Source organism: Actinomadura rayongensis (assembly GCF_009831215.1).
Classification (GTDB): Bacteria; Actinomycetota; Actinomycetes; order Streptosporangiales; family Streptosporangiaceae; genus Spirillospora; species Spirillospora rayongensis.
Genome location: NZ_WUTW01000001.1, coordinates 773943 through 786060 on the forward strand (window position 1 = coordinate 773943; position 12118 = coordinate 786060).

A 12118-nucleotide genomic window follows, 5' to 3' on the forward strand; every position below is an offset into this window, starting at 1 on the left:
GCCCGGGCAGCGAGGTCGTCATATCCCATAGCAAAACCGCCAGCCGCTACGGCGGGCAGTGTGCAGAAGGGGTGCACTCCCTGACGGGTGGGTGCAGAAGGGGAGCATTTTTCCGCTGTCAGGTCGCCGTACACCCTTCGTTCTATGTGGCCGACTGGTTACGCTCGGCACCACAGTCGAGGTGTGCCGGTGATGGGAACCGAACCGCGATGACGATGAACCCGAATCACGACTTGGTCGCTGTGATCGAAGAGGCCGGGATATCGAACAAGGCGTTGGCCAAGGCGGTGCGTGACCTTGGCCGACTGCGCGGCCAGGACATCCGCTGCACCCATGTGGACGTCAACCGTTGGCGGAACGGGATGATCCCGAGAGGTGCGAAGCCCGAATTGATCGCCCTGGCGCTCGGTCGTTGTCTGGGTCGTTCGCTCACGCTCGCAGATATCGGGATGGCCTCGCCGGGCGGTCCGCCGTTGACCTTGGGCCTTGATTTCGCCGCCGAAGCTCCGACCGTCCTGCGAACGACTCGTCGTCTGTGGAGTGAAGATCTGAATCGAGCGGAGTTCCTGAGACACGGCACAGTTACCGCAGCAATGCTCACGACGCCGATGGCGCGTTGGCTGATCGCTCCGCCGGCTGATCCACCGCATCGAACCGGCCGCACGATCACGGTGGGCCGCGGCGATGTCGAGGCGGTGCGGACCACTGTGCATATGTTCGAGAACCTCGACCACCAGTTCGGCGGCGGCCATGCCCGCACTGCGGCGGCGCAATACCTGCACAGCCAAGTGACGCCGCTGCTTCACGGTAACTACACCGAGGCAGTCGGCCGGGACCTGTTCCGCGTCGCCGCTCAGTTCACCTACAAGACCGGCGCGATGGCCTACGACACCGGCAATCATGGGCTGGCCCGGCGGTACTTCGTCCAGGCGCTGAACCTCGCGCACACATCAGGGGACCGGGCGCTGGGCGGCAAGGTCCTCGCGTTGATGAGTCATCAGGCGAACTTCCTGGGCGAGTTCACCGAGGCCGTGGACCTTGCCCGGGCGGCGAAGCTCGGCGGGGCCGGGCACGCTACGCCGACCGTCCAGGCCATGTACTGCGCGATGGAGGCCCGAGCGCTCGCCAGCCTCGGTGATGCCCGCGGCTGCCTGCGTGCTCTGAGCGAAGCCGAGGCCGCATTCGCGAAGCGATACCCCGGTGATGAACCCGACTGGATCGGCTATTTCGATGCGGCCGAGTTCCATGATGAATTCGGGCATTGCTTCCAAGCACTCGGCCACACCTCGCAAGCCGTCCGGCACGCGACTCTTTCACTCGCCGCGTCGGGTGACTCCTACCCTCGCAGCCGGACGTTCTGCCGCTTCACCCTCGCGACGTCCCACGTGAGCGCCTCACGCTCCCGAGACCGTGATGTGGATCAGGCGGTCGCCGTCGCAACCGAGGCACTCCCGTTGGTGGACCAACTCAAGTCGGTGCGGGTCCGCAGCTATATCCGAACGTTCAATCGGCATCTGGACACCTACGCTGACACCGCTGCGGTGTCCGCCTTCCGGGAACGGCTCGCGGAGGTCCTGGTCGCGTCCTGAACGGGTCGTGTCAACGCGCGGCTCAGGTGCCGGGCGTCCAGTGCCGCGGAGCGGACGTGTCGCGCAAGGAGGCGATGCGCCGTCGTGCCTCACCGATCAGCCGGGGCTCCCGCCCGGTCCGAGCGGCCAGCCACGTCGTCATGCGCAGCTCCCGGATCGCGGCCAGCGTTGCGAATCCGTCCCAGGCCGTTACGTCGAATCCATAGGCACTGGAGAACGCCGTGTACGTGGCGTCGTCGTACCAGCCGACTCGTAGATAGACCGCCGGGACCGTCAAATCCCACTCGCGCGGCCCAAGGCTGAACCTTTCCAGATCCAACAAGATAGGGCGGTCTTTATCGTCGACAAGAATATTCTTGCGATGCGGGTCGCCGTGAATCACGCCTGCTGGAAGTGTGAACTTCACTTCGTCGTAGGCTTCTTTCAGTTGAGTCAGCAAGCTCATCAGAAAGTCTCGATCATCGGCGTCGATCCCCGTGGCTTCTGCTATATGGGCGCGTTGCCGGACGAAAGGCTCCATAGGGCCGACCAGCCCGGAGGGTGGATCGGGCAGAGCGTGAAGCCGACGCAGCAGCGTTCCCATTTCTGCTGTCGATGCCTGGCGCGGGTTCTGAATCTCCTCCCAGAAGGTGACCAGCCGGTTCTGTTCGGCTACTGGCTGAGTCACAGCATCCACCGGACGGACAGCCGGGAAGTCCTGCTCTGCTAGCCACCGGGCCACGGCCAGCTCTCGCGCGACCCTAGGCATGGCGCGCATGGAGGAGGCGACCCGTACAACGATCCGCTCCGCCGGAATCCGGAAGACGGCGTTGTCGGCAACCGGTCCCATCAACGTCGCCCCGGCTGGATCCATCCCGGCCGCGCGGCACACGGCGACCGCCACCGCCTGCGCCGACTCGGCCGTGAACGGCGCCGGCGAGTTCTCCAGCGTCACGAACCAACCCCCCACCTGACGAACCCGCCAACTTCCCTCGGAGACCTGTTGTCTCCCCGAACACCAGTGTTCCAGTCGCTGCGCTCCGTTGTCGGCCCTTGCGGTTGGCTGCTCGACTTCTGGCGGCGATTCACAGCTCAGTTGCCTCAACACGCGCTCTCTTCGGACCCGCCTAACGGCCAATGCACCCGTTGTGAACACTGCCGCAATCGCCGGGCGGCGGCTTGGCTAGGGGCACGGCGACCTTCCGTCCGCCCCCGTACGGTTCGCGAACTTTGAACCAGTTCGGCGATCTGGCAGGGCTGGAGAGGGCGGGCAGCCGGGCGGGTGCTCCTCGGTACGGAGCGTTCGGCGCAGATTTTCAACGCAAGCGTTTTCCTGGAGGTCGAGTGTCAAATGATGGCACCTCTCGTCGAGCCCGGCGCGTCCGAAATTGATGGTTTGAATGCTTTGCGGTCGGTGATCGTGGAGCGGTACCGCAGCTTGAGATGTCGTCTGGTCGAGCCGGGTGGATCTCCCGGGGCGTTCCTGCGGGTGGTGAATCCGGTGTGCGGCCAGTTGGCGGAGGACGTGCGGTGCCGTCCGGCCGAGCCCGGTGACACGAAGCTCGTCTTCGTGTGGTCGTGGGGCGATGTGATCAGCCCGGCTGACGATCCGGTCGAGGCGGCGTCCGCAGTGGCACGCGTCCTGTCCCCGGAGGTGTGATCCGATGTCGGGTCCCGAAGACGTGGCGCGATGGGCAGAGGCGAATGCTCCCGGCTGGGTGGTGCTGTGGAGCCCGTACCACCGGACGTTCACCGCATGGGCGGCGCATCTGTCTGACGCGGTTTGGGTCGAGGCGCCGACCGTTGAAGAACTGACGGTCGAGATCCGGCAGGCCGAACGGCGGAACGAGGCGATGGCCGGCCCCTTCGTCCGTCCGCAGTTCTCGCGGGACGCGTCCAGGAGTCGGGACGGAACTTGGGATGCGAAACCGCCGCCTCCTGAACGCACTGGCCTAGGGGGTGCGGCTAGCACTCGGCTCGGGCGCGGCCCCGAAGCGACCGTGTCGGCTGGTTGCTCCACGATCGAGCTGATTCCGGTGGTGGATTCGCCGCAGGCGGCGGACCTGGACAGGGCGTTCTGGGCCGCCTTGTACTTGGCCGGAGCCGATGGCGAGCGCGGGTTTAGGCCCGATCGCCGACCCGTCCGGGGCGCACGCACCTGCCCGAGTGATCTCGGGCGTTTCCCGGGGCGGGAGTTCGCACGCGGCGACCAACGGCTCGCCGGACGACGCTCACAAGCTCACATATACGGGCGGCTTGGCCAGCCACCCGATCGCGGCGGCTGAACCAACTCGTTCAGTAGCTGGTCCGTCCTCCTTCGCGCCGCCCCGCGATCGGCCCGGAGGCCCGTCCCATCAATCCACACCGAGAAACCGGAACGACGACCATGACCAAGAAGCAGCCCGAAGAGCCGCAGCAGCCGACCCTGTACACGCCGGCGGAAGTCGCGATGTTCTTTCGCGTCGATCCCAAGACCGTCACCCGCTGGGCCAGGACCGGGACGCTGCACCCGATCACGCTGCCGTCCGGGCACCGCCGGTACCACGCCGAGGAGATCCACAAGCTCCTCCAGGCCGGCGACGCCCACGCCGACGTGCCCGACCCGGAGCCCGAGCCGAGCCCGCGCGCCCGCGCCGTCCTGCACAGCGTCGTCCGGACTTACTTCAACGGCGATGCCATCGCCGCCATCAAGACCCTCCGCACCGACCTCAAGTAACCGCCCCGGCGATCAGCCGGACGGACGGGTGTGAGGACTTTCCCTGATACGCCAAGGCGGGGACGCGCGCCTTGCGGCGCGCGTCCCCGTTCGCCGTTTCCCAGCCGGGCCACCCTGTCGAGTCCATCCGGGAACGGATCGGCCCCGGACATGCGAAACGGCGGCACGGAACCGGCACCAGCCGTCACGGCGAATCCGCCGCCCGGCACGCCGATCCCTGCCGCCGTCCGCGGAGTACTGGGCCACGATCTCAAGACGCCGGTCTCATCATTCGAGCCGATGCCGAGAACGGCCCGTGAGCCCGCCTGTTTTCGGTCGAAGCCCCGCACTGGGCGGTGCTGGAGCGCATATGCCGGTTCTTCATAACGACATCAAGTCGAGTTTTGTATTCAATCATGCAGGCGATCACCATTCTACGGGGCGGCTGCCTGTGATCCTGTGGCGAGCGTCGGTGGCATGGCGAATTCCCGCTGTGGCTTGACATTGCATTTCGAGTTGTTCATAGATGGGTCCAGGTCCGCCCGTACCCATTAACCCCGCGTTATGCGGGGTGGCGGGCTGGTGCCTGGAAAGGGACGACGCAACGATGTGGGGATGTAGTTTTCTGTCGCCGTTCGCGGTGGCTGACGGCGCAACGGGTGGGGCGTTGGCGTGGAGCCGGACGTTCCCAGGCCGGTTGGATCAGGCGAAGGCGGCGCGCAGGTTCGCGGCCGTGCTGTTCGCGGATTCGCCGGTGGTGGACGAGGTCGAGCTGGTGGCCGGGGAACTGGCGGCCAACGCAATCCGTCACTCGACCTCGGGTGAGGAAGGAGGTGTTTTCACGCTGCATCTGATGGTGCGCGACGGTCTGGCCCTGGTCGGGGTTCGGGACTTGGGCGGCCGGGGTATTCCGGCGGTGCGCAACGACCCGCTCAACACCCGGCTCAGCCGTGGTCGTGGCCTGCTGGCGGTGTCTCGCCTCGCCGGCACCCTTGGGGTTTACGGCAACCCGTTGGTCGGTCATCTAGTGTGGGCGGAGCTGGACGGCGCTCCGCCGATGATCCCGTGACCGGTCTCTCCATCGATGAGGGCGGTGTGAGGCGGGGACCAGCCCGACCATAACGGGCTGGTCCCCGAGGGCCACGATACGGGCACCCGAGCGGCCTCGCCCGCGCCTTCTCCAAGGCGCGGGCGAGGCTTCTTGCTGCGCGCCAACCGGGGTTCCTGCCGGGGGTCCCATCGGGGTTCCAATCGGGGCTCCGTCTATGAGTGGTCCCCCTGCGTGGATGTCTTCGCACATGTGGGACGGGGTGTGAGGGGTTCCGGTGGTACGCCCGGATACCCCAGTAAAAGGGGTATGCAGGAGGGGGCGGCGGTGGAGGCCCGGAGGTTTGGACTGTTGGCATGGCCAGTTACGCAGTCCCTCCATCCTTGTTCCGACGTTCTCAAAGCATGGGCTGCGAGGAGGCTGTGTCCGAAGACGCGGCGGCTCGTCTTCGGCGATGCGCCGGGACCAGGCGGCGACACGGCCGCTTGCGCCTTGCCGAGATGGGCGCGGGCGGGTCGCGTGCCTGTCGGTGCGGCGAAGCCGGAACCGCGCCCGACGGTGAGCGCGGGTTGCGGCGCGGCCTGCGATCACGACACGGTCGACTGCGGTTCTTGGCGTTGGGTGATCGCGGGAGGTTCAGGGGTGCGTTGAGGGAGCTTTTCAGAGATGCGTTTATAAACGCCCCCTGCGCGCGGGTCTTCGGTGCAGGTGGGGCGAGGGCATCCGGGGGTGGTGCCGCCCCCGGATGCCCCTGATATGGGGCATGGACACGGGTGGGTCCGGGCGGACGGCATGTCACGGTGGGCCGTGAGCCTTGGTTTCTCTCTCGGTGTGGTTGGTCTGCGGTCGGATGAACGCGTGTGCTGCTCGCTCTTTGAAGGCCGCGGTGAGGGCCGCGCGCGCTTCGTTCGTCGGTGTGTTCCCCGCTTCTCATTTTCCCGCCGATGATGCGGTGGGCGTCGCACCGCACGGCTGTTGGTGGATTCGGTTTTAGTGAGGTAAGCCTCTCCATTCGTTTCCGTCAGTGAATTCGTCGGCGCTCCGTGTTGTGTCGGGTCGCGGATCGAGAAATGGTCGTCATGGCGGATGGCGCCGAGCGGGAAAGTCCCGCACCGGTCCGCCCTTTTGGAAGGACGAGAACAATGGCGGACATCATCACGGCGAACACGGTCACCGATGCGGCTGATGTGGACGCGGCGGCGACCGCCCAGGCGGGTGAGGGTGCGCGTCCGGCAGGGGCGGCGGGTGCGGTGTGGGATGCGCTGAAGGCCGCGCCGGGCGGTGCGACGGTGACCGGGCTGGCGTCGGTGGCGGGGGTGAGTCGCGCGTCGGTGTCCAAGGCGCTGAACGGGTTCGCCGACGCCGGGCGCGCGGTCCGGACCCCCGGCACCGGGACCGCCCCGGCCCTGTGGGCACCGGCTGCACCGACCATCGACGACCCGACTGACGACCCGACTGACGACCCGACCGACGAGGCGGCGGGGACGGCCGGTGACGCTGGCAGCGCCGTCATCGACGGCTTTGACGGCACGGTGGGCAACGGCGCGGCGGGTGGGGTGTCGTCGGAGGCGTTGGCGGCGGCGGTGCGGTTGCTGTCGGATGAGGGGGGTCGGCGGGCGGCGGCGGCCGAGGCGCTGGCGCGCGCGCAGGCTGAGGAGGTTGCGCGGCGGGCGCGGGTGGACGCTGAGCTGGATAGGGCGCGGCGGCGGGAGGCGGCGCGGGCGATGCTGGCCGATCTCCTGGTTGTGGTGACGACCACGCTGTCGGCGGTCGCCGCCGACGACCAGGACGCGATGAGCGGCGGGTTGGAGAAGATCGCCGAGTATGCGGGGGTGGTGCGGCGCGCGTCCCGCACGGCCTCGACCGGCACCGCCCGCATCGGCCCGGCGGCTGGTGGGATGGATGCGGGTGATCGGGCCGCGCCGTCGCCGTTGAGGCCGTTGGTGGAGGCGCACCTGCGCGCCTATGCGGGCAAGGACTTCACCCCGGGTGAGGTCGCGCGGGTGTTGGGGCGTTCGCCGGGCGCGGTCGCCAATGCCCTGGACACCCTGACCGGTCACGGCGTCACCATCCTGACGTGCGACAAGCCCCGCCGCTACCGCGCCGCCAACCCCACCCCCGACATCAACGCCACCGACATGGCGGACGTCGCCACGACAACGACCGGCGTCACCGGCACCGCCTGACAGCGCGGCGGGGCGGACCCGCAGCAGGCCCAACCACCAGCACCACCATTACGCGGCCCCGGGTCGGCGGAAGCGCCATCCGGGGCCGTCCCGTGTCCGTGGGGCTGTGCAGGCGGGTGTCCAGGAATTTGGGGTGTCGGTCTCTTACTGAATGAGGGCCTCTGAGCCGGGACCGCCGTTTGGAAGGTGGGATTCGTGGCGCGCGGTGTCCCATGCGGCGGGTGAGGTCGTCGGTTCAGGGACGAACAGGTTCTGCGGTGTCGTGCCGAGTGGAAGGGAGGAGCGTCCGTGATCTGGGCGATGGCCTGGTCGAGGTCGGTGCATGTCCTGTCGGACTCGCCGCGCCCGGCGCCCGGCCTGCTTGAGGCTGGTGCCGGAGGCGCGGGTCGATATGGCGGCCCCGCCCCGGGCGGCCCGGTAACGGGCCGTGCGGGGGTGCGGGGCATCATCCAACCGCCGATCGGACCCCATGCCACCCAGTACCCGCACAGTCCCTGTCGGGCCGCTGAACGGCCCTGCGGCCGTCATCCGCACCGCATCGTCAATCGCCGCCCGGACCGCTGTCCGGGGTGCGGGTTGGCGGGCGCTGTGGTGCGTGCCGGGGGTGGTGTGTGGCTCGGGGTTTGACGTTGGCGGAGGTTCGTTCGCTGCCTGTGTGCGTCGATCTGGTGACGGCGGGGCGGGTGCTGGGTGTCGGCCGGACCACGGCGTACCAGCTGGCTCGCACCGGACGGTTTCCGTGCCAGGTGCTACGGGTCGGGGGCGGGTACCGGGTCGCGACCGCCGACCTGCTCACGCTCCTCGGCCTCGCCCCTGTCGGGACGGAACCCTGCCAGCCGACACCACACGGGCAGCCCTCACCTTCGCGGGGGGACACCTGACATGACCGCTACGGGAAGCACGTTCAAAGCGTGCGGATGCCGCGATGAGGACGGGAAGCTGCTGCGCAAACGGTGTCCGAAGTTGCGGCGCCGCGACGGCCGCTGGAGCCACACCCACGGGACCTGGAATTACCAGCTCGAACTCCCGCCCCACGCCGACCGGACGCGCAGGGGGCCGCTGCGGCGCGGCGGGTTCGGAAGCCAGGACGCGGCCGAGTCGGAGATGAACGACGTCAAAGAACTCCTGGCCATCGCCGACGACGACGCGGCCAGGGTCGAGATCGCCGACCTGATCGTCGCCACCGTCCGCGCCACCAAGAAACCTCCGGTGCCCGAAGAGGTGCGGCGCAAGGTCCGCACCGGCCAAGATCTGTCCCAGGCGCTGACCATCGGGGGGTACCTGGAGCAGTGGCTTGCCGGACGCAAGAACCTGCGGGCGGCCACCGTGCGCAGCTACGCTGGCCACATCCGCCTCTACCTCACCCCGAACCTCGGATCGATTCCGCTGGACCGGCTGCGAGTGACCGATGTCGACCGGGTGTTCGAGGAGATCGACGACCTCAACGACATCATCCGTGAAGCCCGCGCCTCCGCCGATCCCGCGCTCCGGGCGCTGGTGAAGGGCCGCCGGGTCGTCGGCCCGGCCACCAAGCAGCGGATCCGCGCGACCTTGCGGGCGGCGTTGAACAAGGCGATCAAGGAACGGCGGATCGATCTCAACGTCGCCGCCCTGGTCGAGTTGCCGTCGGGAAAGGCACCCAAAGCGCTGGTGTGGACCGACGAGCGCATCACCCAATGGCACACCGACCACGCCGACCACGTCCACAACGCCGACCAGGCCCGCAAGCGCCTGGCCGAACTCGACCCCACCGGGAAACACGGGCGCCTGACCAGGCTGGACGCCTACATTGGAACGCCGCGCCCGTCGAAGGTAATGGTGTGGACACCCGCACTGACCCGACGGTTCCTCGACCGGGCACGCGGCCACCGCCTCTACGCCCTGTACCACCTCATCGCCTTCCGCGGGCTTCGGCGCGGAGAAGCGTGCGGCCTGCGGTGGAGCGACTTGGACCTGGAGAACCAGACGGTGACGATCCGGTGGCAGATCACCCAGCTCGGCTCCGCCACCCAGGAGGGCAAACCCAAGTCCGACGCCGGCGAAGCCACCATCAGCCTCGACACCGCCACCGTCGCTGAACTGCGGGCACACCGGCGACGGCAGAACACCGAACGCCTGGCCGCTGGAACCGCCTGGACCGGCACCGGACACGTCTTCACCACCAGCATCGGGCAGCCAGTCCACCCAGCCCAGGTCACCGAACAATTCGAGCTGCTGTCCATGGAAGCCGGACTCCCGCCCGTCCGCCTGCACGACCTACGTCACGGCGCGGCCAGCTTCCTCCTCGCCGCCGGATACGACATGAAAGTCGTCCAAGAGACCCTGCGGCTGTCCTCGATCACCATCGCCGCCGACACCTACACCAGCCTCCTACCCCAACTCGCCCGCCAATCCGCCGAAGACGCCGCCAACGTCATCCTCAACGCACCATCCACATCCGATTGCCGCGCCTAGGGGATATTTAAGCAGGGTGCTGGGTGGTCCAACGTTTCTCGACGGTTTCGTTAGGTGGCAGAGTGTTGTATTCGATGGCGTATTCAGGGCTGGGGTGATGCTCGCCCTCCCATGGGGCTGGCAAACGGGGACCGGTAGGTTTCCAATGACGCCATGGATCGTGCAGCGGGTGATGTGCGATCAAAGCGTCGGCTGCATCGTAGACGATCTGGACCAGCGCCAACCCCATTGCACCCTGAAAGACCATGCGATGATCAATGCGTTTGTTGGGATCTTCCATTTGCAAATAGCTGCCGGGTAGCAAAAGTAGCCGGTGAGGGTCTAGGGATAGGGCTATGTCGCAGTAAGAAGCTGCCGCGAGCTGGTTGTCGGCGTCGTGGTCGTTGAAGAGAACAACTGGGACGTCGCTGGTCAGCAGGCACGCAGCACTGAAAGCCAAGCCCCACGGTCGTGTGTAGAGGATGGAAGCTAGACCAATCAAGTTTTCGATGATGAAGTCTAGGTGGGGGTTATTTGCCGCGAGCGCGGCGACGCCAACAGGTACTTCTACGGCGTTGGCAGCCTGCCCCAGGCGGGCGAGTCGCTTCCGCTGGCGGGTGGTACGCAGAATCTGTGCCGCCATCCACCATGCCAAAGCCTTCCGGTGGGCGGGATCGAGAGGCCAGGACACGGGGAATGCGTAGTCTGGATCATCCAGAATGGCTTGGAAAGCGGTGGCCGCGTCTCCTTCGATCTGGGAAAAGAGGTCTTCGACCGAATGGTGCGGCACGTTCTCCAAGGTTGTCCCCCAGTAGAACCCGCATTCGACGAAGACCTTGTTTGGTCGGGTGGGGATGACTTTGTCGATATTGCTAATTCGACGTACTTGAAGTCCGTATTTGTTAGGGTCTGTATTTTCGGCGAAGCGGCGGAGATACATTTGAGGTACTGTGTGGTCGCGGGTCTTACCCGGCTTATCTCCGTCCGGCTCTCTCGGCGCTGTCCTGCTCAATGACCACCTCTTTCGTTCGCCACGTCACCTTGCCCTTATCCGGATCAAAAATTTTTATAGCTGGCACACTGATTAGTTTGGTTGGCTGACTGCTTCTGGATCGTAGCGTTCTGTGTCCACAAGCTTGCGGGAGTCCGGGGCCAGGCGAGCTGCCGATGATGCGATCGTCAGCCACAGGAAGCGATGATAGATCAGTCGGCGAACTTGGGCCACGGGTCCTAGGCTGTTGGTGTGGATATCCGCAGTGAGGCACTGAATCTGTTGGGCACGCCGGGCGTGGACCCCCGCTTCGCAGACCCATACTTGCCGTCAACCATCCGTACCAGGACCGGGTGTAGGCCGCATCAGGTATGGGAGGCTCTGTGGGGCTTGGTGGCGGAAGGGTTGGCCTATCTCGATCCGTCCCAGCAGCCCAGTACCGACAACTGGCGATGGAAGCTCACCGAAGCCGGGATGCAAGCCATTGAGGGCGGGTCGTGGGAACCGCGCGACACCGAAGGGTACCTGCGGCGTTTGAAGCACCGCATCCCAGATCTGGACCCGGCGGCGGTGCGTTATGTAAAGGAGGCATTGAGGGCGTTCAATGCGCGCTGTTACCTGGCTAGCTCGGTCATGCTGGGGGTTGCCTCCGAGCGCGTGTTCACTGGCTTGGCCAACAGTGTGGTAGCTGCCCTGGGCTCGTCGGCTGACAAGCTCAAGACCGCGCTGGACAATCCCAAGCACTCTCAGCACACCCGGTTCCTGGAGTTGCGCAAGCGCCTGGAACCGATGCGCGCCCAACTCCCCGACGACCTCGGCGACAGCCTCACTTTGGACGCGGTGGGCGACCTGTTGCGCGTGACCCGCAACGATGCTGGTCACCCGACTGGCCGCGAAGTGGACGAAGACACCGCTTACACCCACCTACAGATGGCTGCTCGCTACTTGGAAAAGATGACCGCGCTCCAGCATTACTTCGACGGCATCGCCGCCGCAGCACAGGTGCCCCCGCGCTCGAACTGACCACATAGTGCTCAGGCTGGTAGCAGCGGATACGCAACATGGCTGTGAGCCTTAGGGCGTGCGAGGCCCCATGACGAACGGTGCCAGAACGGGGCGGACAACACGCGCGGGTGGGTCGGATGCGGGTGGGTTGGATAAGGACACATGCAAGACATGGCCCTACCCGGCCAGGGG

At 66.6% G+C, this 12118-nt stretch carries 9 protein-coding genes and 1 pseudogene; 8 read left to right on the plus strand and 2 right to left on the minus strand.

The annotated features are described in order from the left end of the window. Window positions 1–209 precede the first annotated feature (209 nt). The gene (locus tag GQ466_RS03725; protein WP_161101336.1) at window positions 210–1589 is read left to right on the plus strand and encodes an NsdA family TPR-like regulatory protein; all 1380 of its coding nucleotides are present in this window, start codon (window positions 210–212) and stop codon (window positions 1587–1589) included. A 22-nt stretch (window positions 1590–1611) separates the two neighbouring features. Here the strand turns inward: GQ466_RS03725 and GQ466_RS03730 are convergent, their stop codons facing one another. Beyond that, entirely contained in the window at window positions 1612–2523 is a 912-nt protein-coding gene (locus GQ466_RS03730; protein WP_161101337.1) for a phosphotransferase, read from the minus strand. Between the two features lie 399 nt (window positions 2524–2922). Between GQ466_RS03730 and GQ466_RS03735 the strand changes: the two genes are divergently transcribed. From GQ466_RS03735 to GQ466_RS03760, 6 genes and pseudogenes are all read left to right on the plus strand, one after another. Beyond that, a complete protein-coding gene (locus tag GQ466_RS03735; RefSeq protein WP_161101338.1) occupies window positions 2923–3228 on the plus strand; it encodes a hypothetical protein in 306 nt (101 codons plus the stop codon). A gap of 726 nt (window positions 3229–3954) precedes the next feature. Continuing rightward, window positions 3955–4137: pseudogene (locus tag GQ466_RS31270) on the plus strand (helix-turn-helix domain-containing protein); the annotation flags it as partial. 733 nt (window positions 4138–4870) lie between these two features. Next, window positions 4871–5332: an ATP-binding protein gene (locus GQ466_RS03745; protein ID WP_272917951.1), complete on the plus strand. Its 462-nt coding sequence runs from the start codon at window positions 4871–4873 to the stop codon at window positions 5330–5332. Between the two features lie 1121 nt (window positions 5333–6453). Further along, the gene (locus GQ466_RS03750; protein ID WP_161101341.1) at window positions 6454–7497 is read left to right on the plus strand and encodes a TrmB family transcriptional regulator; all 1044 of its coding nucleotides are present in this window, start codon (window positions 6454–6456) and stop codon (window positions 7495–7497) included. Window positions 7498–8180: 683 nt separating this feature from the next. Further along, window positions 8181–8378 (plus strand): helix-turn-helix domain-containing protein, encoded by a 198-nt coding sequence (locus GQ466_RS03755; RefSeq protein ID WP_337193390.1) that lies wholly within the window; start codon window positions 8181–8183, stop codon window positions 8376–8378. Between the two features lies 1 nt (window position 8379). After that, entirely contained in the window at window positions 8380–9951 is a 1572-nt protein-coding gene (locus tag GQ466_RS03760; RefSeq protein ID WP_161101343.1) for a tyrosine-type recombinase/integrase, read from the plus strand. A gap of 7 nt (window positions 9952–9958) precedes the next feature. Here GQ466_RS03760 and GQ466_RS03765 read toward each other — a convergent pair whose 3' ends face one another. Next, window positions 9959–10942 carry a DUF4238 domain-containing protein gene (locus GQ466_RS03765; protein WP_272917922.1) on the minus strand — a complete coding sequence of 328 codons (984 nt, stop codon included), beginning with the start codon at window positions 10940–10942 and terminating at the stop codon, window positions 9959–9961. A 231-nt stretch (window positions 10943–11173) separates the two neighbouring features. Here GQ466_RS03765 and GQ466_RS03770 point away from each other — a divergent pair, with 231 nt between their 5' ends. Continuing rightward, entirely contained in the window at window positions 11174–11944 is a 771-nt protein-coding gene (locus tag GQ466_RS03770) for a hypothetical protein (protein ID WP_161101345.1), read from the plus strand. The last annotated feature ends 174 nt before the right edge of the window (window positions 11945–12118 follow it).